Genomic DNA, 24,345 nt, shown 5'->3' on the forward strand with positions numbered 1-24,345 from the left:
CCGCCGGGACATCCATCGCACAGTGCATCGTTTCGGGAACAGGATGGTACGAGCCGTAGCTCATCCGAGCCTGCCTCAGGAGACGGTTCAGAGCCTCGGGCCCATCCCTCCCTGACTGTCCTGATCGTCGTCGTCCTTCGGTGCACGGTCCTCGCCGAGTCCGGCCAGATACTGCTCGACCTCCGCGGCGATCGCGTCGGCGGTGGGGACTTCCTGAGTAGCGCCGGCAGTGATCATCCGGTCATGCTGCGCCTCGAGTGCTTCGACCATTTCCTGGAGCTGCTGTGAGGCGCCGATCTGCTGATCGATGGAGGCACGCACCTCCACAGCGCGTTGCTGGAGCGCGTCGACGTCGATGCTCGGACCGTCTTCCTCATGCACGGCGGCGAGAAGCGCGAGCGCACCATCGGGGAAGGTGATGTCGCTCAGGTACTGCGGGATGTGGGCGGCGACCCCCACCACGTCATGGCCCGCCTCGGATAGACGCAGCGTCAGCAGCGCCGTGAACGGGGCGCGCATGCGGAACACGCCGGGCATGGTGCGACGCACGCGGATGTCGTCGCTGCGCCCGGCATAGCGTGTCACCGGCAACTCGCGGGTATGCGGCACAGGGGAGGGGAAGCCCTGCATGATGATGGTCCGCTCGATACCCAGCTGCTCGACCACGATGCGCAGGGCACCCGCAACCCGCTCCCATTGGAACGACGGTTCGGGGCCACTGAGCAGGAAGAACGTGGAGCCGTCCGGATGGGTGATCTCATGCAGGAGGATCTGGGGCCGCTCATAGTCTTCGAAGTGGTCGAGTTCGAGCGTGACCTCGGGACGTCGGCCGGTGTAGTCGTAGACCTGATCCATGTCGAGCCGGCCCACCACACGGCTGGGCATGGAATTGAGCAGATGGTCGTCGATGAGCGCCTGAGCCTGGCCGGCGTCAGAGAATGCGCCGAGCGTCACCAGCAGAACGCGACCGTGCAGCAGGCGCGAATCCACGTGAGGCTCGTACGTGAACAGAGTGGTTGAGTCCATGGGGTTCCTCCTCGCCGGGATGAACGATCCGACGGGGACGAGTATTCCGCAGGCGGGAGGTCAGAGGGGGAGTCGCTCGCGGCGACGCCACAAACCTCACGGCCGCGCCACCACAGACAGTCCGCTCTACTTTACATAACGCACATTATCGGCTGACCGTTGCGGTGGGTGTGATTGCGGTCCGGTGGTTGCATCTGTGGCCGCGCCGTTGCCTGATCGCTGTCGATACGCGGGATACAGTGGCACCGCTCCGCGTTCGCGCCGCGGCGCCGATATCTCCGTCCGATCAGGGGGTCCACGCGTGCCACGTCGCATCGGGTTCGATCGTGAACGCTACATCGCCCTGCAGTCAGCGCATATCCATGAGCGCCGCACTGAGCTCGGCGGCAAGCTGTATCTCGAAATGGGCGGCAAGCTCTTCGACGATCACCATGCATCCCGCGTTCTGCCTGGCTTCACGCCCGACAACAAGATCGTCATGCTCGAATCGCTGCGCGATGAGCTCGAGATCCTCATCGTGGTCAACGCAAAAGACCTCCAGCGCTCAAAAATGCGCTCTGACCTGGGTATCAGCTATGAAGATGATGTGTTGCGCCTGGTGGATGTGTTCCGTGAGCGAGGCTTCTTGGTCGAGAACGTCGTGCTCACCCAGCACGAGGACGATGACCACGCCGCCCACGCATTCCGCAGCCGTCTGGAACGCCTGGGCCTGACCGTCTCACGCCATCGCACCATCCCGGGATATCCCACGGACACACGTCGCGTGGTCTCCGACTTCGGGCTCGGCCGCAATGACTGGGTGCAGACCACCCGAGACCTCGTGGTTGTGACAGCTCCCGGCCCCGGATCCGGCAAGCTCGCCACCTGCCTCTCGCAGATCTATCACGACTCCCGCCACGGAATCCCCGCCGGCTACGCCAAGTTCGAGACCTTCCCGATCTGGGATCTGCCGCTGGATCATCCCGTCAATCGTGCCTACGAAGCAGCCACCGCGGACCTCGACGACGTCAACCTGGTCGATCCGTACCACCGTGAGGCATACGGCATCGAGGCGATCAACTACAACCGAGACATCGATGCATTCCCACTGCTGCAGGCGCTTTTGCGCACCCTGCTGGGCACGAGCCCGTATGCCTCCCCCACAGACATGGGCGTCAACATGGTGGGCTCCTGCATCAGCGACGACGCTGCCTGCCGCGAAGCTGCCGAGCAGGAGATCGTGCGTCGCTACCTGCGCTCTCGCGTACGGGAGAAGAAGGAAGCACTCGACCCGGTCGAGTCTGAACGAATCGCCACGATCATGGCGGACCTTGAGATCACGGATGCGCTGCGTGCACCCGTGCAGCCGGCGCGCGAGCTTGCCGCACGAACCGCCGCGCCCGCAGCAGCTCTCGAGCTGCCCGACGGGACCGTGGTCACCGGCAAAACCAGCGATCTGCTCGGATCGAGCGCGGCGGTACTCCTGAACGCCCTCAAGCATCTCGCCCGCATCGATGAGCCCGTCCTGCTGCTCTCCCCCGACGCGATCCGCCCGATTCAGTCACTGAAGGTCGACCATCTAGGGTCGCGAAACCCCCGCCTGCACACCGACGAAGTGCTCATTGCGCTGTCAGTCTCTGCTGCATCCGACGAGAATGCACGGCGGGCGCTCCAGGAGCTGCGACGGCTGCACGGCTGCGATGTGCACACCACCACCATCCTCGGCCCCGTGGATGAATCCATTTTCCGCAGCCTGGGCATCGAGGCGACCAGCGACCCCGTCTATCAGGTCAAGAAGCTGTACCGGAAGCACTGACACGTCGGGCCCTGCGCTCCAGCAGCCACACGATGCCCACTGCCACCACGTCAAGACCGATCATGAGGAGCACCCAGGGGCCACCGGCGCCTGCGGAGCGGTCGATCACCAGGTCCTCTCCCCCGCCCATGAGCGCGCTGCTTGCCATGAACACGACGTTATTGACGACATGGAAGGCGATCGGCGCCTCAAGTCCGCGCGAGATGATGGCCATCAGCGCCATGCACGCACCGAAGATCGTGTAGTAGGCCACAAGCCACGGATCCTGAGCGCCGTGCACGGCTCCGAAGAGGACACTCGAGGCCACCACACCGACGATCAGTGCAGGCACGACGGGACGGATCCAGGAGGCCACGACCGTTAGCACGGCACCGCGGAACATGAGCTCCTCACCCAGAGCCTGGAACGGCGTCGTGAACAGCGCGAGCGCAAGGAACAGCAGCACGCCCGTGTTCCAGGTGAAGGTCATCGGCGTCGGCTCGATCAGGCTCAGAAGCACGAACGTGATGAGGATCAGCCCCAGGAAAATGCAGGGGTACAGGAGCCACCTCTTGAGCCGGGGCCGCGGCAGGTTGCGCAGGACAGCGCGCCAGGGCACCCCGCCGATCAGCACCAACGCGGCGATCGCGGCCGGGGCCAGCAGAGCAAGGCTGAGATTTGCCGCGAGCATCATTGTGGGACTCATGGCACCGCTGGTGTCGATCGGTTTACCCAGCAGGACTGCGTCGACGATGATCGCGACGAACAGCAAAGCCACCTGCCCGCCGATCATCACCACGAACAGCGCAGGGAGCACGAGAAGAGCTCGCCACCATGTCATGCGCAGATGCGCGCCGAAGGGGCGCTCGGGATGCACGCGGGATTCGCGCAGGCACTGGCGCTGCTCGGCCGGGGTCGTACCGGGCTGCAGTGCGACAGGGGCGGTCGGCACCTGGTGGTCGGGGTTCTCCCGTGGCGGTGTCTGTGTAAGGTCAGCAGTTGTCATGCATCCACTGTGGAGCATGGGAAATGCGCGATGGCCCGTCATGCGGTCACAGGTGCGGTGACCTTTGACGCTCCTGACGGCGCGAGTCCCCCGACGATCGTCGGGGTGTCGCCGGCACGGAAGGACAGATGCGGTGAGCCCAGGGGGTCTCGCTGCCCTCATCGCAGCGGAAGAACACCGTCGCTGCCCGCAGGGCTCAGCCCAGGGTCATGCGGGGCCGGTTCCTTGCCCCTTTCCTTGTTCCTGCGCATTCAGCGCAGCTTGGTAGGTGGGATCCGTGCGTTTGAGCCAGCGGATCACTGTGACAGTGACCGGGATCGCGGCGTACTGGACCAGCACCTTGTAGAGGAAACCGAGCAGGGTGTACTCCGCCCACTGTTCGAGGGTGGTGATGCCGATCGCCACGGAGGCGATGGAGCAGAAGATGATGGTGTCCACCAGCTCACCGAGACCGCTGGCCGTGAAGAGCCGAGCAAGCAGGCCCCGCTCCCCTGTTCGCCGTTTCATGCGGCTGACCAGCCAGCTGTTCAGCGATTGGCCAACCAAGAATCCGGCGAGACCTGCGAGCACGACGATCCAGACGGGACCGAGTGCAAGCTCGAGTGCCGCCTGCTTGGCCATGCCGTACTCGTCGGGGAACGGCGGCAGCGTGATGATCGCCTGATAGGTCACCGAGGCGAGGATGCTGGCCGCGAAGCTGGTCATGATTGCGCGACGCGCCGCGTGGATGCCGTATAGCTCCGTGATCACGTCGCCCAGGATGTAGGCGAGCGGGAAGAGGATGAATCCGCCATCGGTGATGATCTCGAAGCCGGTGCCGGGAATGGTCCCGAAGCTCACGCCCTTCGCAGCGCCGATGCCGGAGAGAAGCACCACCGTGACCATTGCGGCCAGCAGTACATCGAAATGGGAGGTTCCTCGATCGGCGTACACGGCGCCGTGGGTGCGATCAGAGGCAGATGCCGCTGCGGGGGCAGTGTTCTCAGTGGTCACTGATGCAGGGTACAGACCGCCGCGCGGACGATTCGGTGCGTCCGCGCGGCGGGAGTGGTCACCGTCCGATGGGGCGGTAGTTCGGGTTGACCAAGAAGTCCTCGAACGCGTCCTCATCACCGTGGAACGCATTGGAGTCACCAGCGAACGGTCCGGCATCGGAGTACTGCCAGACATCCCAGGCTGTCCAGGGCTCCGGCAGGTTTGTCGGAGCCTCCGCCTGGTATGCGGCGATGTGGAGGGGTGCGCCGTCGGGCGCCCATGCGCCGACGTTCTCGCGGTACCAGTAGACGTTGCTGTAGATGATCGGTGAACGGCCGACGCGCTCGGTGTAGCGGTTGCAGAATCGCTGAATCCAGTCCTGCATCTCGGGCTGGGTCAGGCCGTAGTTCGCCGGGAGGTTGTGGTACCCCTCGAGGTCCAGCAGGGCCGGGAGCGTGCGGCCGTCAGCGCTCCAGCCGCCGCCGTTGTCGATGAAGAAGTCTGCTTCGCCATCGGGATTACGGCCATCGGGACGGGCGAAATGGTAGGCGCCGTGCGCGAGCCCGGCGTCGAAGGAACCGCCGTACTGCTGGGCGAAGAACGGGTTGCGGTAATCCGTACCCTCTGTCGCTTTGCACCACGCGAACCGGGAACCCGCGGCGGCCTGCGCACCCCAGTCCACCTCCCCCTGGTGCGACGAGACGTCCTGGCCGTGGATACCGGCCGCGTTCGCGCGACCGCCCGACAGCGCGGCACCGGCAGTGACGAGGCCAAGAGCGCCGAGCATGCCTGTGCGCAGGACGCTGCGGCGGTCGCTGAGTCGTGAGGTGAGCAAGCGGGCGCTGGACATGGTCGAAGCTCCTTGGGTCGGGGCAGGGATCTGATGCCGCTTCGACGGTAAAGAGAGGCACCGCATGCCGTCATCGGTCGGGAGGACCGCTATTGGCTAAGCCCCTAGCACTTTCGACTCGGGCCTCAGGTATTGAGGGGACGGGAGTCAGTCGTGTTTGGGGCGCGGGCGGGCTCCATGAACCCAGCCAGGAGGCGCACGATGGTGGCTGCACCGAGCTGTTCGATCTCGAACTCTTCGGTCTGTTCACTGACGAGCAGATCAATGAAGACACCGATGAAGATCTGAGCCAGGTCCGAGACAGGGATCGCCGCCCGCAGGCCTCGAGTGTGCAGGCCGAGTTCGAGAACCTCGGCGATCGCAGATCGCAGTCGCAGACGCTCGGCCACCAGGACGGAGCGGATCTGCTGATCACGCAGAGCTCGAGAGATGGCATCGGAGTGCAGCAGGCACCACTGACGGCTGAAGGGGCGGATCGTACTGAAGACGTCTCGCATGACTGCTTCATCCGTCTGCATGGCCGCATCGCCTGTCGTCGCTGCCTCTAAAGCAGCGTGCGCGGCGGAGCTGACGATCTCGACGAGCTCGTCGGTCACCGTGGTGAACAGGCTGGTGAACACCTCTTCCTTCGACGAGAAGTTGGAGTAGAAGGCTCCGCGCGTGAAGCCAGCGGCACGGGCGAGATCGTCGATAGTTGCGCCGTCGATCCCCTTGTCAACGAAGACATCGAGGGAGGCGCGCACGAGGCGCGCGCGGGTGTTCTCTTTGCGGCGGGTGCCGGAGGATTCTGGCAGTGGGTCGAGCAGGTCGGTCATGGCATTGCGGTTCTTTCGAGGCAGGCGCGGGAGCCTGAACGCGGGTTGTGGCGTCTGACTCACGGTGTGGACGGTGCTTGCGCGAGCGGTCACACGCGGCGATAGGATCAGACTCGATACATGAGTGTATCCGATGCGCGAGTGTTTTGAATCGTCCGGTTCGCACGCCTGCGCTGCACGGAAGACCGCCGACGGCGCGTATGTGCGTCGTTCTCATTCCATCCACGGAGGCTGTTGGTGTCATCCTCGCTCTACAAGCTCGGCCGCTCCATGGCACGCACTCCCTGGCGCGTGATCGGGGTCTGGGCCGCGATCGTGGTGATCCTCGGCGCAGTGGCTGTTGGACTCGGCGGTGCACTCCAAGAAGACATCCAGATCCCGGGCACCGAATCCCAAGACGGCCTCGACATGCTCGGTGAGCGCTTCCCCGAGATGAGCGGCACCTCCGGGCAGTTCGTCTTCATCACCGATGACGGCTCGAGCGTCGACGATCATCAGGCGGACATCACCCGCATCATGGAGGACGCCGCGAACATCGACGGCGTCCGGGCAGCCCCAGATCCCTTCGGCGAGCAAGCACCCGGAACCCGTAACGACGATGACACCGCCATCATCGGGAACATCCAGATGGATGGCGATCTGGGCGAGTTCCCTGCCGAAGCCCTCGATGAACTCACCGCACTGGCCGAAGACAGCTCGAATGGGCCACTGGCTGTGCATGCGGGCGGTCAGATCTTCACGCAGACCACCGTGCCGCTCTCCTGGACCGAAGTGTTGGGCGTGTTCATCGCCCTGGTGGTGCTCGCCGTGACGTTCCGAGCCATTGTGCCCGCCGTCATCCCGATCGTCACGGCGATCACCGGGGTGGCCGCGGCGATGGCGGCGGTGCTCTCGATGGCCGCCGGTATCGACATCCCGTCGGTCACACCAACGCTCGCGATCATGCTGGGCCTCGCCGTCGGCATCGACTATGCGCTGTTCATCGTCTCTCGGCATCGCGACCAACTGCGTGAGGGCATGGATGTCACCGAATCGGTGGGAGAGGCCCTCGCCACCTCGGGCAGCGCTGTGATCTTCGCTGGCGCGACCGTCGTGATCGCCCTGGTGGGCCTATTCGTCACAGGTATCCCGTTCCTGACTCTGATGGGCCTGGCCTCGGCCTTCACCGTCTCACTCGCCGTCGTCATCGCACTCACTTTGCTGCCAGCGATTCTGGGACTGCTCGGCGAACGCATCCGACCACGCACTGCGCGCCGCCCGGATACCGCCTCCAATAGTGGAGATGAGCCACCGACCGAGCCCCTTGAGGCGGTCTCGGATGAGACAGCCCCCCAGCAGAAGAACACCGACCGGGTGCCGATGACCACGCGCTGGGCACGACTGGTCACCCGTGCCCCAATCGTCACGATTGTGCTGGTGATCCTGGCAGTCACGAGCCTTGCGATCCCCGCGAAAGACCTACGCCTCGGCCTGCCGGATATGGGTACCGAGCCGAAGGGGACGATGGTGCGCGAGACCTATGACCTCATCTCCGACGAGTTCGGTGCGGGCTATAACGCTCCTCTGCTGCTGACCGCGGACATCATCAACACCACTGACCCCGTCGGTGTGGTCGATGAACTCTCTGACAAGGTCGAGGCGCTGGATGGCGTTGAAGCGGTGCAGCTGGCCACGCCGAACCGGGGAGGCGACCTCGCGGTCATCGTGATCATTCCTGAAGGTGGCCAGACCTCGCCGGCCACTGCCCAGCTCGTGCACACGCTGCGCGAAGACCGTGATCAGTGGGAGAAGGACCTCACGATCAGCGACATCACGGTCACAGGTCAGACCGCTGCAACCGTCGATATCACGCAGAAGCTCTCCGATGCCCTGCTGCCGTTCGCTCTCTTCGTCGTCGGCCTCTCGCTCATCCTGCTGACCATGGTCTTCCGCTCGATCTGGGTGCCGCTCAAAGCATCGATCGGCTACTTGATCTCGGTGGGTGCAGCCTTCGGCGTGGTCACCATGATCTTCGAGTACGGCTGGGGCAACGACGCGCTGAACATCGGCGTGGTGGGGCCCGTGATCTCTTTCATGCCGATCATCGTGATGGGTGTCCTGTTCGGTCTGGCGATGGACTACGAAGTGTTCCTGGTCTCTCGCATGCGCGAGGATTACGTCCACTCCGGTGATGCTCGCGGCAGCGTGGTCACCGGCTTCACCGCCTCCGCCGGCGTCGTCATTGCCGCGGCGCTGATCATGATCGCCGTGTTCGCCTCGTTCATCCCCGAATCGACCTTCATGATCCAGCCGATCGCGGTAGGACTCGCAGTCGGTGTGGCCGTCGACGCCTTCGTTGTGCGCATGACCCTCGTGCCTGCCGTGCTGGCCCTGCTGGGGGACCGTGCCTGGCACCTGCCGGCGTGGCTGGATCGGACGCTGCCGCGCCTGGATGTCGAGGGCGAAGGCCTGGTGCACGTTCTCGAGCATCGTCGATGGACCGAGGAAAACGGCCCTGCTGCGCTGCGCCTCGATGATGTGGTGGTGCCGCTGCTGGACGGCAGTGGCACTCTGGGCCCGCTCACCGGCTCCATGTCCCCGGGCACCCTGCTGGTTGCGCGCTCGGCAGACGACGCTGTGCTGAGGACCTTCCTCGCGCTCGCAGCGGGACGGGCGAAGCCCGACAGCGGCACTGTGGCTATGGGCGAGCGACTTCTGTCCGAAGACATGGGCGGCGTGCAGGGTCACACGATCCTGCTTGAGCGCGGCGATGATGTCGACGCCGTCTTGCGCCGCATCCCGGTGGCGAAAGCCGCCGACCTCACCCTCATCGTGAACAGCGTGGATCAGTTGTACCCGCAGTCCACGGAGGATATCCCGGATATGGGGCGGCGGATGGAGCAGATCGACACTCTGCTCGACGCCGGCCTTGCCATCATTGTTGGATCCCCCGCTGATACACCGCTTCCCGCCGAGCACGGCTTGGCGAACGCCCTGCCCGACCCCAGCAGACACGTCGCGCTCGCTATCCATCGCACGCCGACCGCGATCCGAGAAGGAGCTGTGGCATGACCCGCCTGCGCCACCCCCGCACCCTCGTCGTCGTCCTGCTATTGCCGCTCCTGGTCGCCGGGATCGGTATGTGGGCGCTGACGGGACGCGTCGACCGTTTCGACACCGTGCCCGCCGCCGTGGTGAACCTGGACAAGGGCGCCGATGTCACCGTCGACGGACAGACGAAGTTCGTTCCCTACGGGCGGCTTCTTGCAGGCGGCCTGACGCAGCCCGACACCGCCTCCGAACAGGACACCTCCGACGTCGCGACGGATAACACCACCGGCTTCGACTGGCAGCTGACAGACCGCGACTCCGCGGATGAGGGCTTGCGCGATGGCAGCTACGCCGCCGTTGTGGTCATCCCCGAGGATTTCTCGGAGCAGCTGGCCACCCTGGGCAGTACCGACGCGACCCGAGCAACGGTCGAAGTGCACACGAACGATGCCTCCGGTCAGCTCAGCTCGCTCGTGGGCGCTGCGATCACCGAGGTGTCCGCCAGCACGATGGGCCAGCAGCTCACCACCCGCTACCTCGATGGCATCTATCTGGGGTTCAACGACATCCACGATGGCTTCAGCGAGGCCGCTGACGGCGCCGATGACCTCGCCCAGGGTGCGAGCGACCTGGATGATGGCGTGGGGGAAGCCTCCTCTGGCGCCCATGATTTGGCCGACGGCGCCGGCCGATCGGCCGACGGCGCACGAGACCTCGCCGACGGTGCTGATGAGCTCGCCTCCGGGACACGTCGCAGTGCTGACGGTTCCGGTGAGCTCGCCACGGGGCTTGACCGGCTCGCGACGGGCACAGAATCCCTGGCCGGAGGCGCACACAAGCTGGCCGATGGCACCGGTGCGCTCGCCGATGGCGCAGAAAGAAGCGCCGGTGGTTCCCACACCCTCGCCACAGGCCTGGATCAGCTCGCCGGCGGCACGGAACGCTCCGCTCAGGGATCCCGCGACCTGGCCTCCGGTCTCGATGAGCTCAGCACCGGCGCCGACGACCTCGCCGCCGGAGCGCAAAAGCTCTCCACGGGGTTGCACGGGACCAAGACCGAGCCCGGACTTCTACCCAGCATCGACATGATCAGCGACGGTGTGAACGGTGATGGAACACCCGAGAATCCCGGGCTCGTGGCCGGATCCGAGAAGCTCGCCGATGGTATGGAGACCTATGCGGACGGTGTTCGAAACGCCGGCGACCTCTTGCGGCACGGTGATGGCACTGCCAAGAACCCCGGCCTCATCGACGGCGCGAGTGCGGTGGCAGACGGCGTCGAACAGGTCTCCGGCGGCGTTTCCCAGCTCGATGACGGCGTCGGCACCCTGCAGGATTCCCTCGCCGGTGACGGCACTGCCGAGAACCCCGGGATGAGCGCCACCGCAGCCGCTATGAAGGAGACGGCATGCACGGCGGCCGCTGCGGACCCCACTGATGAGACGCTGAAGACGCTCTGCGCTCAGGCCACCGGTATGTCGCAGTACACCGAAGGTGTCAGCACGGGCCTCGATGGCATCAAGTCGGCCCTGGACGGCGACGGCACCGAGAAGAACCCCGGCCTCGTGGCTGGCTCCGAAGCTGCTGCATCCGGTGCACGCACGTACGCCGATTCCGTGGGCAAGGGCCTGGACCTCGCCTTCGACGGCACCTCCGAGAAGCCCGGCCTGATCCCCGGGGCCGAGCAGCTCGCTGAGGGTGCCCGGACCGCAGCCGATGAAGCTCCGGCCCTCGCAGACGGCATCAGCGCCTACCGCGATGGCATGCATGAGTTCGCTGATGGCGTGGACTCCTTGAGCGATGGTGCAGATGATCTTGCCGCCGGGGCGAATCGGAGCTCGGAGGGCGCTGGCACGCTGGCCACCGGCATGGACCGGATCGCCACGGGTACTCGGTCCAGCGCTGACGGTGCCGGTTCCCTTGCCACAGGCCTGGATCAGCTGGCTGACGGCTCACGCACCAGCGCCGACGGTGCCAGCGCGCTGGCCTCGGGCGCGGATCAGTCCGCAGACGGCGCTCGCGCAAGCTCTGACGGCGCGAACACGCTGGCCGCTGGCCTGGACAGGCTCGCCGACGGCTCGGATGCGCTGTCCACGGGTGCGGGCTCGCTGGCCTCCGGCACGCGTCAGCTGGCCGATGGCAGCTCGGAGCTCGCCACCGGCACGGACAAGCTGGCCGATGGCAGTGGCGAGCTCGCGACCGGCGCCGATGACCTCGCCACCGGACTGCAGGACGGCGTGGACAACGTTCCCACCTACACCGAGTCTCAGCGTGAGGGCATGTCCGCGATGGGCGCCAAGCCCATCACCACCGACCTGAACCGCGACAATGAGGCGGATGGTGCCGCCACGGCAACCTTCCCCTTCGTCACCGCGCTGGCCCTGTGGCTGGGCGCCTTCGGCGCGTTCCTGCTGCTGCCCTCGCTCTCACCGCGACTGCTGAAGCAGGCACTGCCGATGCGGGCGGTCGCGCTGCGCAGCCTGCTGCCGTTCCTCGGTATCGCCCTCGCGCAGTCGATCCTCGTGCTCGCCGTGCTCACGGCACTGGGCATCGCGCCCGTGTCGCCGCTGTCGGTGGGGCTCGTGGCACTGGCCGGTGCAGCAATGTTCATGGCCTTCCACCAGGCCCTGCTGACCCTGCTCGGCGAACGCGTCGGCCGCATCACCTCGATCCTGGTGATGGTGCTGCAGGTCGTCGCCCTGGTGGGCATCCTTCCGGTGGAGACCGCTCCCCCGGCCCTGCAGGCGGTCAGCGACTTCATGCCGCTCTCCCTGGTCACTGAGGGACTGGTGCATGCGGCGCTCGGCGGCTCGCTCGTGACCACCTCCGGTGTGCTCGGCGAGATCCTCGTGTGGGCTCTGGGATCTGTGGTGGTCACGCTCCTGGCCTCACGCGGGGCACGACGGATGGACCTGTCCGGATCTGCCCGGGCCCGCATGGCCCCCGCTGGCGCCTGATGATCCGCGCCGGACGCTCACTGGAAGTCGCGTGAGCGTCCGGCGGCCGGCACGGCGAGCTCGTGGACATCGTCGGCCACCAGATTGACTGCCCCGGTACGGTTCTCCACGATGCCGCGCAGCACCACCGCCCGGGTACGGCGCAGCATCACGCGGTGACGGGACCAGAAGCCCTGCGAGCACACCACGTTGAGGATCCCGGTTTCATCCTCCAGGCTGAGGAACGTGATGCCGCTGGCGGTGCCGGGCCGCTGCCTGTGCGTGATGATCCCGCCGACGCGCACCCGACTGCCGTCGGCCACGGACCGAGTACCCGCGATTGTGATCACCTGATCGGCCCGCAGCTGCCCACGTACCAGTGCCATGGGATGCCCGCCCAGCGTGACGCCCGTGGCCCAGGAGTCCGCAGCGGCGAGCTCCGCACCACTCATGCCCGGCAGCATCGGGGCGCGGGCGCCGACGGCAAGCCCCGGCAGTCGATCCGGTGACTCCTGCGCAGCGGCGCCCGCCGCCCACAGTGCCTCGCGGCGTGACCCGGCGAGCTCATCGAGCGCCCCGGCGGTGGCGAGTGCTTCGAGCTGGGCGACGGGAAGCCGCACTCGGCGCGCCAGATCCGGCACCGAGGTGAACGGTCCGCCACGCTCCCGTTCGGCAACGATCTGCTCGGCGGTCTCCGTACTGATGGAGCGCACCTGGTCCAGGCCGAGCCGCAGCACCGGGCCACGTGCCGCAGCCTCACCCTGCACCTGCCGCCGCTGCGCACCGGCGGCGACCTCCTCATCATCGGGCACACGGTAGGCACGATGCTCGGTGTCGGTCTCCAGGCCGCTGCGAGCCCCGGAGCGCTGCACGTCAGGGCCACGTGTGTGTACGCCGTGCCGTCGGGCATCAGCCACCAGAGACTGCGGCGAGTAGAAGCCCATCGGCTGGGAGCGCAGCAGTGCCGCGGTGAACGCGGCCGGATAGTGGCATTTGAGGTAGGAGCTGGCGTAGACGAGGTAGGCGAAGGAGTAGGCGTGCGACTCCGGGAAGCCGTAGTTGGCGAAGGCCAGCAGCTTGCGGTGGATCGCCTGCGCGTCTTCCCCCGTGATGCCGTGGCGGGCCATACCGGTGAACAGGGCCTCGCTCAGTTCCATCATCCGCTGCGTGGAGCGTTTGGATCCCATCGCACGGCGCAGCTGATCAGCCTGCGCGGGGGTGAAGTCAGCGACGTCCACCGCCATCTGCATCAGCTGCTCCTGGAACAGTGGGGTCCCCAGAGTGCGGCCCAGTGACTTCTTCAGCCGCGGATGGATGTAGGTGACGTCCTCCTCACCGGAGCGGCGCCGCAGATACGGGTGGACGCTGCCGCCCTGGATCGGCCCTGGCCGGATCAGCGCGACCTCGACCACCAGGTCGTAGAACCGTCGAGGCTGCAGCCGTGGCAGCGTGGAGATCTGCGCTCGCGACTCCACCTGGAACACGCCAATACTGTCCCCCGCGCACAGCATGTCGTAGACGGCCGGGTCTTCCTGCGGCAGGGTGCGCAGCTCGAAGGTCTGGCCGTGATGTTCAGCGACCAGCCGTAGGCAGTGGTCCAGGGCGGTGAGCATCCCCAGGCCCAGCAGGTCGAACTTCACAAGCCCGGCATCGGCGCAGTCGTCCTTGTCCCACTGCAGCACGGAACGGCCTTCCATCCGCGCCCACTGCACAGGGCACACCTCGATCACGGGCCGATCGCACAGCACCATGCCACCGGAGTGGATGCCCAGGTGTCGGGGTGCATCGCGCAGCCACAGCGCGATCTGCTCCACGTCCGCCGGCAGGTCGGCCATGCGCAGGGAGGTGAAGGAACGTTCGATGCGGCGGCTGAAGGCATCTTGTGCCCCGGCGTCATAGCCGAGCGCGCGGGCGGCGTCACGTACCGCGAGCCGCGCCCTGTAGGTGATGACGTTGGCGACCTGTGCGGCGTTCTCCCGCCCGTACCGTTCATACACGTACTGGATGACCTCTTCACGCCGGTCCGAGGCGATGTCGATGTCGATGTCCGGTGGGCCGTCCCGCTCGGGGGCGAGGAAGCGTTCGAACAGCAGCTGGTGGCCGACGGGCTCCACGGCGGTGATTCCCAGGGCGTAGCACACCGCAGAATTCGCAGCAGACCCGCGCCCCTGGCAGAGGATGCCCTTGCGGGCGCAGAACGCCACGATGTCGTGGACGATGAGAAAGTAGCCGGGGAAGTGCAGATCGGTGATGACACGCAGTTCATGGTCGATCTGCGCCCAGGCGCCGGGCACGCGCTCTGACTCGCGTGGCCCGTAGCGCAGCTGCGCCTCCTGCTCCACGAGCGCGCGCAGCCAGCTCGCTTCGTCATGCCCTTGGGGCACCGGGAAGGGCGGCAGATCGGGGGCCAGCAGGCGCAGGTCCAGGGCGCATTCCTGGCCGATACGAGCGGCCTGCGCCACTGCTCGTGGGTATCGCGGCAGGACGCGCAGCATCTCCTCACCGCTGCGCAGGTGCGCGGTGCGGGTAGAGAGATAGGGGTCCGCCTGTGAGAGCGGTACGCCGGCGCGCAGCGCGGAGCGCACATCGGCCAGACGGCGCTCCTCGGGACGGGCGTAGTGGGCGCCGGTAGTGGCCAGCACCGGCAGGGTCAGCTCGTCCAAGCCGCGCTCCTCACGCACCAGGCGGGCTCCCTGGACCAGAGCATCATGCAGCTCATCACCGAGAGGGCCGTCCCCCACAAGAAGCTCGACCGCCACATTGCCGGTGCCGTACAGATCCAGCAGTCGCTCGATCTGCTGGGCGGCGGCGTGGGCGGCGCCCTCGAGGTCGCCACGCGCCAGCTGTGCGGCTGCGGCGCGGGTGACGGCGCCTTTCCGGCAGCCGGTGAGGATCTGCCAGTGCCCCTGCCGGGCAGTGCGCGACAGCTCATCGAGCCGGTAGCGCGGTGCGCCTTTCGTGCGACTGTCGAGGTGGGCGCGGGCGATGTGGGCCGACAGTTGCCGATATCCGGTCTCATCCCGCACGAGCACCAGCAGGTGCTCCCCCACCGGATCAGGCACGCCGGTGCGTGCAGCGGTAGTCACCGGGGTAGTGCTTGCCTGCTCGTGACCGGGTTCAAGCCCAAGGGTGAGTTCGGCACCGAGCACAGTGGCGACACCCTGGTCACGGGCAGCACGGGCGAAGCGGACAGCCCCGGGCAGCCCGTCGTGGTCTACCAGAGCGAGGGCCTGCAGGCCCAGTTCGGCGGCGCGCGCGACCATGTCCTCGGGACTGGAGACGCCGTCGAGAAAGCTGAAGTGGGAGTGCGCGTGCAGATCAGCGAAGGGCACATCCCGCACCGACGGGGGTGATGGTGCCGCGGGGCGGGTCCCATCGAGTACGGTGATCGGTGGGGGGACGGCCCGGGCTGGGCGGTCCGAGAGGATCGCCTCGAGGTCCTTCCACGCCGGTGGCCCCAGGAACCAGCGGCTCATACCGCGGCCTTCTCAGTCATACAGTCCCTCCAGCTCCCAGCTCCCCTGCCGACACAGGACGACCAGGGCGAGGTCACCCTGCTCGACACGGACCACCAGTTGCAGGCGGGCGGCGCGCTCTCCCTGTGCTGTCCACCAGCGTTCGTCCAGCAGCACCAGGGAGCCATGGGCGATCACCGGCAGTCGTCTCCCGGGGCGAAGACCCAGCCGCTGCAACGTCGGGGTGGGCTGATCGGTGGTTTCCAGCTGCGCCGGCGGCGCGCTCAGCAGCCCGCGCACGGTCGCGGTGATCGGCTCTCCTCCCTGGTCCATGAGCCGCAGGGGCGGGCGTTCACGGAACACAGTGGCCGGGGCTGGCTGCGGCATCGCCCCGGGCCAGGGTCCGCTGCGCTGTGGCGAACGCTCCGTACGCCAGGGCAGCAGGGCGATGTCATCGCGCAGCATGCGACCGCCGGCAGGCACCGGCATGAGCACGGCCTGCTCTCCCGCAAGCCCCTGGGCGCGGGCGAAGGCGCGATGAGCACGCTGTGTCTCCTCTCCGGCATCCCCCCAGAGCGCCGGAGCGTGTTCGCCGGCGGGGACCAGCTGCTCGGGCAGCAAGGCGAGCTGCACGATGGGGCCGGTGGCGGGGCCTCCTAGGGCGGCGCGGGTGATCCAGCCGTCGCACTGCCAGCGGATGCGGTCGACCACGTCCTGAACGCTGAGAGCCCCGTCGTGCCGCCAGGTGCGCTCCATCGTCGTGCCATCGTCCAGGCGGCCCAGGATCGTCAGCCGGGTGCAGGCCAGGCCGTGCGCCACCAGCTGGGTGTGCAGCTGCTCAGCAAGCGGGCGTGCGACGAAGGCCGCCTGATCGGTGCGGGTGAGCGGGCTCTCCAGCGTCTGCACGACCTGGATCGGCTGCGGTGGCCGGCAGATGCGCGGTGGTGCCGCTTCGAGCCCACGCGCCAGCAGGTGCAGGTGTGCGATCTGCGGGCCGAAGCGGTCCATCACGGATGCCGTGGGCAGGGCGGCGAAATCTCCTAGCGTCGCGATCCCCAGGCGCTGAAGCAGATCCACTGCATCGGCCAGGGTGGAGCGTGCGGCCTGCTGCGAGGCGCCACGGGACCAGCTGTCGCTCACCGGAGCATGCGCGAGTGCGGCGATGGGATGCGGGGCGATGTAGTCGGCGGAGCGGCCGGGGCGAATAACGCGTCCAGCAGCGGCCGCCAGCACCGCGGCGAAGGGGCCGTCGGCGATCCCCACGCTGCAGTCCCAGCCGGTGTGTTCGGCGACCGCGTCGATGATCCGCTCGGCGAGCACCTGTTCCCCGCCCTGGTGACGGGCCGGGCCTGCAGCGGGCATGAGCAACATGCCCGGGCGCAGCATGTCGACCCCGGCAGCGACGGTGTCAACAGCGGCCGCGACGAGTTCGAACAGCGTGCGCTCGGCCTCCGGATCACTCTCCACCAGCACTGCCTGCGGGCAGATCGCCCGTGCGGCACGCTGCCGCATCCCCGGCAGCACACCGGCTGTGCGCGCCGCAGTGGTGCAGTCGACCACGCGATGGCGATGCACAAGCACCGCACAGTCTGCGGCACCTGAACTGTCACCGCCGCCAGCACTGTCTGTGCCGGCAACGCGCGTCTCCCCGGCGACACCTCCCCCGGCCTCATCGGCGCCTGCCCTCGCCTCGCTTTCCTGACGGCGCTCGCGGGCATCCAGGGCGGCCAGCAGCGGCCAGTGCGCCACCGTCACCACGGCGGTGCGGGTTGCTCCGGCGGCCACGGTCAGCTCGCCCTCCGGCTGCGCAGCGGGATCGGTGCCGACATCACATCCGAACGCATCACCGGGGCCGTCTGCGGCTCCTGCGGAAGAGGCACCGCGGCGAGCACGCCACGCACCTGCGGCAGCAGTACGTCCGCCGTGCGCCGATCAACAATCCCGCGCCCCTGGGCGCTCACCTGGACGCGGCGCTGACGCAGACGGCCGCTGCCGCTGCCGAGTCCCGTCCAGGTGCTGCTCTCGCACACCAGCCGCAGATCGGCGCGACCGGGCGGCGCTGCTGCGAGCACGATCGCATCCCGAATGCGGGCGCGATCAGTGAGCGTGCGCCACAGGCCGGCCGTCAGCTCGAGGTCTGGTCCCAGCACGAGCACGGCGACACCGTCCACAAGCGCGGAGAGCACCTGGTCGCGGTGCTCCCTGAACGCAGGCGCCACCACCGTCCGTGTGGGATCCAGGCCTGCGTCGAGCGCGCAGCGCAGCCCCACATCGCCCATCCCAGCGATCGCACACCAGGCGTTCTCCCCGGCTGCTGCGGCCGCGAGCGCCAGCAGCAGGGAGCTACCAGCCGCACCATCGACCGCCACCGAGCTGCCCATCCGCAGCGCTCCGGAAGACACCAGCGGTGCGAGCGCTTGCGGCAACGGACGTGACCTGCCCGGGTCCACGGCACCCGTGCGTGTGGGGGCATCGGAGTATTCCGGGGTACCCGACGTAGTGGGCACCAGGCTGAGGTTCCCGCTGTGATCGCCCGCAGGCCGCAGGGCCGTGCGGTTGATGCGGCCACCGTGGCGGAAGGCACGCGCTTCGGCAGCACCAAGCACCGCCCGGGCCCGGGCGAGCCGATCCTGCCGAGTCGGTGCCTGCTGCGCGGTCATCATGGCTTCCCCTCCGTTCCGACCCACGGCATCGGGCACAAACACCCGACAGACTCGAACGAACGTTCGAACTATACGCGTGCAAGCGGGAATGCCGTCAAGAGGTCAGATGATCTGATCGAACATGTGTGCCCATTGTCGGAAGGGGGTCCGACAATCGATCATCAGCGCACGGCGTAGAAGGCGACCGCGCTGGAGGCGGCCACATTCAGGGAATCCACTCCACCCTGCATGGGGATGGTGACGCGTCGGTCCAGGCGGGCATCAGCCTGCGGCGTAAGGCCATGCCCCTCGGTCCCGAAGAGGAGAGCCAGGTGCGGTGGATCCTCCGCAACCAGTTCATCGAGGGTGAGCGCACCAGCGCCGAGCGTCATACCCGCCACCGTGAAGCCGAGATTCTGGAGGGTGTCGATACTGTCCGGCCAGGTCGATAGCCGGGTCCAAGGCACCTGGAACACGGTCCCCATCGACACGCGGATCGCCCGACGGTACAGCGGGTCGGCGCACCACGGTGTCACCAGCACCGCATCGGCGCCGAGCGCGGCCGCCGATCGGAAGATGGCCCCACGTTGGAGGCGGTCACAGAGTGTTCTGGAGCGTTTCGGACCCGTGAGATCGGTTCCTTCCGGTCGACGCACCGACGAGCTGAGCATTGCATCTCCGCAGGTCAGAAGGTAAATGCGGCCGCTCTGTCGTCATCGTCGGCCAGCTAGGAGTGTTCAATAAATCCTATGCACCTCACTCCCCCACGCACTGCCATGCTGCGACTGCGCAGCAGCGACCTGAGCTTGGCCTGATGGCGCTCATAGGACTCGTCCGGGTCGGGGCAGGCCCTCAGGACGCGAGATTGCAACGGCAAGCACTCGAGCCGATCTGCTCGAGTCTCTTCGAGGAGACAGCATCGCGTCGACGCCTGATCAAGAACCGCCCCGGGCTCCTCGCTGCTGTGGCGGAGGTCGGCGACGGGGATGCACTCACCGTGACCCGCGCACGGAGCCTGAGCACGAGCATGGTCGACGGACTCGAGACACTGCTGGACCTCGTTGACCGAGGAGTAACAGTGAAGGTCCTCGTGGGGCTGGCCGCGGGCGAGCACACCGGAGACTCGGAGCTCCTCGCTGACATCCGCGAGCTCAGACAACTACGTCGAGAGCTTCAAAGCTCCCGCATCCGGGCCGGCATCCAGACGGCGCGGGAACACGGAGGCAGCCACGGCCGACCACGCACCATTAGCGACGAGACGCAGCGCGAGATTAGGATGCGGAGAGATCGAGGTGAGTCGTTGCGCAGCATCGCCGCAAGCGCTGGCGTGTCGATCGGAACCGTCCACCGCGCGCTGACGCAACGAGGGCCTAGTCAGGGGACGTTGTCCCCTCGGCCGTGAGCTGAGTCGGTAGCTGCTTTGTCGCGTGGTGGAGCAAAAAATAGGAGACGGATGACCGAGGATGAGGCACGCGCGGCAGCGCGGGCATTGCGCCCCCACGGCGGGAGCGATCCGCTGACGCTGGCGGAGCTCGAGCAGTACCTCGCCGCGGCGGCTGACCTGCTGCGCGGCAGCATCGACCAGGCCGATTTCAAGGCGTACATCTTTCCGCTGATGTTCTTCAAGCGGGTCAGCGACGTCTATCTCGAGGAGTACGCCCAAGCGCTGGACGAGTCCGGGGGCGACCACGAGTTCGCCCTGTTCGCGGAGAACCACCGCTTCGCCATCCCCGAGGGCAGTCTGTGGGACGACGTCCGCAATCGCACCGAGAACATCGGCACCGCGCTTCAGACCGCGTTCCGGGAGATCGAGAAGGCCAACCCCGAGACGCTGTACGGCATCTTCGGCAACGCCAGCTGGACCAACAAGGACAAGCTGCCCGATCGGAAGCTCGCCGATCTTATCGAGCACTTCTCGAGCAAGGCGCTGAGCAACGCCGCTGTGCCGCCCGACGTGTTCGGCAACGCGTACGAGTACCTCATCAAGCGGTTCGCCGACCAGTCGAACAAGAAGGCCGGTGAGTACTACACGCCGCGCTCGGTGGTCGGTCTGCTCGTCAACATCCTCGATCCCACCGAGGGCGAGACGGTCTACGAAACTTTCATGCAACGCTGGATACAAACGCGCGCGAACTACTGACGAACCCGGACTTCGCGCTCATAGCGCAGTCCTACGGTCTGCACGGCGAAACCGTGCGCTCGACCGATGAGATCGTCGACACTGTCGAACGGGCATTGATGAGCCCGACCGGTGCACTGCTGCACGTCATCACCGACCCGACGCTGCGCGCCCCCTCCCCGGAGGTGCCGGCCGGGGTAATGAACGGAGACCGACCATGACACACACGTCACAGGCTGAGGCATTCCTCGCCGACTGGAACGTCCACTGCACTTTCGGTGCGGTGCCCGGCACCCACGGGGTCGACCGGCAGGAGGCCACCGAGCCCGACGGCCAGCAGCGCCGCTGGTTCGCAGAGCTCCTGCAGCGCCACGGGATGAAGGTCGTCCGCGATGAGATCGGCAACCAGTTCGGGCCGGTCGAACTCGACCTGGCCGCGTATGCCGAGATCCACGTCGAGCAGGGCCGCAACATGGACGAGGACGGCGTCACGCGCTGCTCGGGGCGGCCACGCTCATCGTTGCCGCCCGCGAGCTCGTCGACGACTACGAAGAGGGCGTTCTGCATTCCGCGGTCGGTGAGATCACCGTCTACCCGAACTCCCCGGTCGTCGCCAGCGAGGCCCGCATCCTGCTCGACCTGCGTTCACCGAGCATGGAGGTCATCGACAGCGCGGCTGCGAAGCTGCGGACGAGCATCGCCGAGGTGGAGGAGACCGTCGCTGTCGAGATCGACATCGTCCACGAGCACGCCTGGGACCAGAACCCCTACCAGCCGGAGGGCACCGCGTTCCGTCGCCAAGGCATTCGGCCTGTCCCATGGCGAGGTGCTGACCGTGGCCGGTCACGATTCGACGAACATGAAGGACCTTGTGCTGACGGTGATGCTGTTCGTGCCGAGTTTCGAAGGCGTCTCGCACAACCTCAACGAGTTCACCAAGGACGACGACCTGCTCGCCGGTCTCGACCACCTCACCGAGGTGCTGCGACGGATCGTGACAGATCCCGCGGTGGTGGCCGAGGCCGGGAACGGCTGATGCTGGCATAGGGGCTCGAACAGAACGACATGCGGAAGCGGCGAGGTGCATCCTCGCCGCTTCCTGCTTCTTCCGGAGGCTGCTGGCCTCCGGGATTCCGTTTGTCCAGGCAGCGCCAGAAGCTGCTCGCGGTCGCGTCGACATCGCCGTGGGTTCCGGTGTACGATCCCTCTTAAGGTTAGGCTAACCTAAGAAAGGCTTACATGTCCAAACGAGGCAATCTGCTTGAGAGCACCGCGAAGTCGACGATCCGTGCGGTCTACTCGCGGTCCATGGCGCTGCCACCGGAGCGCGACCACTGCCCCCAGTTCTCCGCTCGCGTCACCGCCGTCACCGACCTGACGCCGGCGTTCCGCCGCGTCACGATCACAGCCTCGGAGATCTCAGACGTGGCGCTGATGGGTCCGGATGAGTATGTGGGTCTCTTCATGCCGCCGCCCGGGCAGGGCCTCCAGATGCCCGACTACGCAGGTCTCAACCCACGATCGACTCTCTCGCGCATTCCGGAGGCCTCCCGCCCCGATCTGCGGTGGTACACAGTGCGCGAACATCGCGCGGCGCTCGCTGAGATCGACATCGACATCGTCAGCCGCGGACACGACGGTCCCGGCGCCCGCTGGATCACACGGGTGAAACCTGGCGATCCGGTCGGCCTGCGCTTTCAGACCGCGCCTTACGGCAGTGCTCCCGATGTCGGGCACCACGTGCTGATCGCCGATGAGACCGGTCTTCCCGGTGTGCTCGAAATCCTCTCCGCTCACAAATCGGACCCCGAGCTGCGCTTCAGTGCGATCGTCGAGGTGCCGAGCGAGGACCATGTCCTGCCGGGTACGCGCGAAGCCGGCATCGCCGTCGTGTGCCGCGGTGGAGACGACCCCGGTTCTGCGCTCGCCGCTGAACTCGGCCAGCAGCAGTTGGGCAGGATCGACTACGGATGGGTGTGTGCCGAGGCCAAGACTGCCGCGCTCGGACGGCGCTTCCTGGTCAAGGAATGCGATGTCCCCCGCCGTCAGGTGATGAGCTCGGGCTTCTGGAAGGTTGGTCGTGCGCGCCTCTGACACACGAATCCGCAACGGATCCTCGAAAACCCGGCTCAGCGAACGGCGCTTCCTGCTGCTTCTTGCGCTGTATGCCTCCCAGTACTTCGGCATCGGGTTCCTCATGACCGGCGCTACGGCTATTCTCCGCGAGAAAGGGGTCGCACTCGAATCGATGGCAGCCGTGAGTGCCCTGGGGATGCTCTGGGCGGTGAAGTTCCTGTGGGCACCAGTGGTCGACCGATTCGGCCGCAACCGGGCCGAGGGCCACTACCGCAGCTGGCTGCTCGTTCTTCAGCCGCTTCTCGCCTGCGTCCTTGCGGTCATCGCCTGCCTGCCGGATGTGCGCGCACAGTTCGGGGTCTTCCTGCTGCTGGCCGCCGTCTACATCCTCCTCTCGGCGACGCAGGACGTAGCGGCCGATGCCTTGGCGATCTCTTCGATCCGCAGTGATGAACGCGGATTCGCCAACGGCGTCCAGGTTGCCGGGAGCTACATCGGCCTCATCGTCGGAGGCGGACTCACGACCGTGATCTACGGGTGGGCCGGCTGGTTCGCCGCCCTCGCGACTCTTGCTGTGCTCACCCTCCTGCCGACGCTGCTGATCGCCGTGAGCCCTGAACCCCCAGCCAGCGCCGAGGCGCGGGCCGCGCGGATCTCGGTGAACACCATCTGGACGGTGGTGCGCCAGCGGGGCGCGGGGATCTGGATGCTGCTTGTGGTGCCGATAACGTGGATGGGCCTCACTGCAGGCTACAGTCTCATCACCCCGAGCCTCATCGACCAAGGTTGGAGCGCCGAAGAGACAGCCACCCTGACTCGCTGCTCGCTGGTGTCTGCGGGACAGTTGCCGCCCTCGGCACAGGGGTGCTGATCCAGCGCTTCGGCAGGGAGCGCGTCCTGCTGGTCGGCTGTGCACTGGCGGTTATCGGAATGGTCGCGTTCCTCCCCGTCATCTCGGGTGTAGCATCCACGGTCTACATCGTCGCGGTGACGATCGTGTTCTTCCTCGGCTACACCGCCGGCTCCATCATCGTGTACTCGATCAACATGGACTACTCGCGTCCGGGCAGCGCTGGGTCGGACTACACCACGCTCGCCTCGTTCGCCATGCTCGTGTCCTTCGGCGCTGGCGCGGTCTCCCTGTCTGTGGCCGGCCAGCTGGGCTACGTGTCGGTGTTCGTCGGTTCGAGCATCCTCTACGCCATCGGCGCGGCACTGACCGTGTGGCACCAGCGGCGATACCGGACGCAGACGCTCAACCACGGCGCCGGTCGCGCCGTGCTGCCGGTCGAGTCGGCCGCTGCGGGGCCCGAATCGGTCGTCAGCACCGCTCTCAGCGCGACTGCACCTGACCGGGAGGAACGTGAACGCTGAACCCGGCGCTTGCGCGTGTTCCGTCGGCGGGGTGCAGTGCCAAGTCGTGCCGGCCGAGGCTTCAGTCGTCTGAGAGGTAACCGGTCTCCGGGTCGATCTCGGCGAGGAAGTCGCGGATCGCCTCGATGTGGTCCTCATCCGTCAGCGTGGAAGACGGATAGGTCCCGCCGGCAAAGCCGTAGCCCGGATTGGGTCCGGTGAGCCAGTCCTAGTGATACTCCTGCAGATCACTGAGAAGGTCGATCCAATCACTGGTGTTCGCTCGCG

At 66.9% G+C, this 24,345-nt stretch carries 19 protein-coding genes and 1 pseudogene; 10 read left to right on the plus strand and 10 right to left on the minus strand.

Annotated features, from left to right (window positions below; all coding sequences use genetic code 11):
- Positions 1–87: 87 nt before the first annotated feature.
- Entirely contained in the window at positions 88–1,026 is a 939-nt protein-coding gene (locus C8271_RS07550) for a PAC2 family protein (RefSeq protein ID WP_106506787.1), read from the minus strand.
- Between the two features lie 301 nt (positions 1,027–1,327).
- On the opposite strand from C8271_RS07550, the gene C8271_RS07555 reads away from it, so the two are divergent.
- On the plus strand, positions 1,328–2,821 hold the full coding sequence (locus C8271_RS07555; RefSeq protein ID WP_106506788.1) for a DUF1846 domain-containing protein: 1,494 nt from the start codon (positions 1,328–1,330) through the stop codon (positions 2,819–2,821).
- Here the strand turns inward: C8271_RS07555 and C8271_RS07560 are convergent.
- From C8271_RS07560 to C8271_RS07575, 4 genes are all read right to left on the minus strand, one after another.
- Positions 2,796–3,806 carry a CPBP family intramembrane glutamic endopeptidase gene (locus C8271_RS07560; RefSeq protein WP_170957827.1) on the minus strand — a complete coding sequence of 337 codons (1,011 nt, stop codon included), beginning with the start codon at positions 3,804–3,806 and terminating at the stop codon, positions 2,796–2,798. The genes C8271_RS07555 and C8271_RS07560 overlap by 26 nt on opposite strands.
- A 207-nt stretch (positions 3,807–4,013) precedes the next feature.
- Positions 4,014–4,799, minus strand: a complete 786-nt coding sequence (locus C8271_RS07565; protein WP_245921032.1) for a queuosine precursor transporter — start codon at positions 4,797–4,799, stop codon at positions 4,014–4,016.
- Positions 4,800–4,857: 58 nt separating this feature from the next.
- Positions 4,858–5,631, minus strand: a complete 774-nt coding sequence (locus C8271_RS07570) for a GH25 family lysozyme (protein ID WP_170957828.1) — start codon at positions 5,629–5,631, stop codon at positions 4,858–4,860.
- Positions 5,632–5,756: 125 nt separating this feature from the next.
- Positions 5,757–6,446 (minus strand): TetR/AcrR family transcriptional regulator, encoded by a 690-nt coding sequence (locus C8271_RS07575; protein WP_106506791.1) that lies wholly within the window; start codon positions 6,444–6,446, stop codon positions 5,757–5,759.
- A 237-nt stretch (positions 6,447–6,683) separates the two neighbouring features.
- Here C8271_RS07575 and C8271_RS07580 point away from each other — a divergent pair, with 237 nt between their 5' ends.
- Positions 6,684–9,497 (plus strand): MMPL family transporter, encoded by a 2,814-nt coding sequence (locus tag C8271_RS07580; protein WP_106506792.1) that lies wholly within the window; start codon positions 6,684–6,686, stop codon positions 9,495–9,497.
- On the plus strand, positions 9,494–12,433 hold the full coding sequence (locus C8271_RS07585; RefSeq protein WP_106506793.1) for a YhgE/Pip domain-containing protein: 2,940 nt from the start codon (positions 9,494–9,496) through the stop codon (positions 12,431–12,433). Before C8271_RS07580 ends, C8271_RS07585 begins: the two co-directional genes overlap by 4 nt.
- Before the next feature lie 17 nt (positions 12,434–12,450).
- Here the strand turns inward: C8271_RS07585 and C8271_RS07590 are convergent, their stop codons facing one another.
- The 4 genes and pseudogenes from C8271_RS07590 to C8271_RS07605 all read right to left on the minus strand — a co-directional run.
- Positions 12,451–15,888: an error-prone DNA polymerase gene (locus C8271_RS07590; RefSeq protein WP_106506794.1), complete on the minus strand. Its 3,438-nt coding sequence runs from the start codon at positions 15,886–15,888 to the stop codon at positions 12,451–12,453.
- A gap of 12 nt (positions 15,889–15,900) precedes the next feature.
- A complete protein-coding gene (locus C8271_RS07595; protein ID WP_245921034.1) occupies positions 15,901–17,652 on the minus strand; it encodes a DNA polymerase Y family protein in 1,752 nt (583 codons plus the stop codon).
- A gap of 2 nt (positions 17,653–17,654) precedes the next feature.
- Positions 17,655–18,530 carry a hypothetical protein gene (locus C8271_RS07600; protein ID WP_106506796.1) on the minus strand — a complete coding sequence of 292 codons (876 nt, stop codon included), beginning with the start codon at positions 18,528–18,530 and terminating at the stop codon, positions 17,655–17,657.
- 161 nt (positions 18,531–18,691) lie between these two features.
- Positions 18,692–19,108, minus strand: a pseudogene (locus C8271_RS07605) (TrmH family RNA methyltransferase); the annotation flags it as partial.
- A gap of 215 nt (positions 19,109–19,323) precedes the next feature.
- On the opposite strand from C8271_RS07605, the gene C8271_RS14480 reads away from it, so the two are divergent.
- The 3 genes from C8271_RS14480 to C8271_RS13700 are packed head-to-tail and all read left to right on the plus strand — an operon-like array spanning position 19,324 to position 20,849.
- Entirely contained in the window at positions 19,324–19,911 is a 588-nt protein-coding gene (locus tag C8271_RS14480; RefSeq protein WP_106506797.1) for a recombinase family protein, read from the plus strand.
- A gap of 51 nt (positions 19,912–19,962) precedes the next feature.
- On the plus strand, positions 19,963–20,649 hold the full coding sequence (locus C8271_RS07615) for a type I restriction-modification system subunit M N-terminal domain-containing protein (RefSeq protein ID WP_245921036.1): 687 nt from the start codon (positions 19,963–19,965) through the stop codon (positions 20,647–20,649).
- A gap of 38 nt (positions 20,650–20,687) precedes the next feature.
- A complete protein-coding gene (locus C8271_RS13700; protein WP_342751957.1) occupies positions 20,688–20,849 on the plus strand; it encodes a hypothetical protein in 162 nt (53 codons plus the stop codon).
- Positions 20,850–20,857: 8 nt separating this feature from the next.
- Here C8271_RS13700 and C8271_RS14155 read toward each other — a convergent pair whose 3' ends face one another.
- On the minus strand, positions 20,858–21,082 hold the full coding sequence (locus tag C8271_RS14155) for a hypothetical protein (protein ID WP_239530883.1): 225 nt from the start codon (positions 21,080–21,082) through the stop codon (positions 20,858–20,860).
- 18 nt (positions 21,083–21,100) lie between these two features.
- Between C8271_RS14155 and C8271_RS07620 the strand changes: the two genes are divergently transcribed.
- The 4 genes from C8271_RS07620 to C8271_RS07635 all read left to right on the plus strand — a co-directional run bounded on the left by C8271_RS07620 (position 21,101) and on the right by C8271_RS07635 (position 24,078).
- The gene (locus C8271_RS07620) at positions 21,101–21,664 is read left to right on the plus strand and encodes a M20/M25/M40 family metallo-hydrolase (protein WP_272942665.1); all 564 of its coding nucleotides are present in this window, start codon (positions 21,101–21,103) and stop codon (positions 21,662–21,664) included.
- 203 nt (positions 21,665–21,867) lie between these two features.
- Positions 21,868–22,722: a siderophore-interacting protein gene (locus C8271_RS07625; protein WP_007000783.1), complete on the plus strand. Its 855-nt coding sequence runs from the start codon at positions 21,868–21,870 to the stop codon at positions 22,720–22,722.
- Positions 22,709–23,575, plus strand: coding sequence for an MFS transporter (locus C8271_RS07630; RefSeq protein WP_106506798.1), 867 nt, complete (start codon positions 22,709–22,711; stop codon positions 23,573–23,575). Before C8271_RS07625 ends, C8271_RS07630 begins: the two co-directional genes overlap by 14 nt.
- The gene (locus tag C8271_RS07635) at positions 23,569–24,078 is read left to right on the plus strand and encodes an MFS transporter (RefSeq protein ID WP_106506799.1); all 510 of its coding nucleotides are present in this window, start codon (positions 23,569–23,571) and stop codon (positions 24,076–24,078) included. Before C8271_RS07630 ends, C8271_RS07635 begins: the two co-directional genes overlap by 7 nt.
- Positions 24,079–24,345: the final 267 nt, after the last annotated feature.

The organism is Brachybacterium timonense, assembly GCF_900258505.1.
GTDB lineage: Bacteria > Actinomycetota > Actinomycetes > Actinomycetales > Dermabacteraceae > Brachybacterium > Brachybacterium timonense.

Bases quoted from the DNA above. Each gene is read 5' to 3' on its own strand.
- C8271_RS07585 (WP_106506793.1), top strand. From the start codon at position 9,494: ATGACCCGCCTGCGCCACCCCCGCACCCTCGTCGTCGTCCTGCTATTG.
- C8271_RS07560 (WP_170957827.1), bottom strand. From the start codon at position 3,806: ATGACAACTGCTGACCTTACACAGACACCGCCACGGGAGAACCCCGAC.
- C8271_RS07615 (WP_245921036.1), top strand. From the start codon at position 19,963: ATGACCGAGGATGAGGCACGCGCGGCAGCGCGGGCATTGCGCCCCCAC.
- C8271_RS07550 (WP_106506787.1), bottom strand. From the start codon at position 1,026: ATGGACTCAACCACTCTGTTCACGTACGAGCCTCACGTGGATTCGCGC.
- C8271_RS07625 (WP_007000783.1), top strand. From the start codon at position 21,868: ATGTCCAAACGAGGCAATCTGCTTGAGAGCACCGCGAAGTCGACGATC.
- C8271_RS07575 (WP_106506791.1), bottom strand. From the start codon at position 6,446: ATGACCGACCTGCTCGACCCACTGCCAGAATCCTCCGGCACCCGCCGC.
- C8271_RS07590 (WP_106506794.1), bottom strand. From the start codon at position 15,888: ATGAGCCGCTGGTTCCTGGGGCCACCGGCGTGGAAGGACCTCGAGGCG.
- C8271_RS14480 (WP_106506797.1), top strand. From the start codon at position 19,324: ATGGCGCTCATAGGACTCGTCCGGGTCGGGGCAGGCCCTCAGGACGCG.
- C8271_RS07570 (WP_170957828.1), bottom strand. From the start codon at position 5,631: ATGTCCAGCGCCCGCTTGCTCACCTCACGACTCAGCGACCGCCGCAGC.
- C8271_RS07600 (WP_106506796.1), bottom strand. From the start codon at position 18,530: ATGATGACCGCGCAGCAGGCACCGACTCGGCAGGATCGGCTCGCCCGG.
- C8271_RS07620 (WP_272942665.1), top strand. From the start codon at position 21,101: ATGGACGAGGACGGCGTCACGCGCTGCTCGGGGCGGCCACGCTCATCG.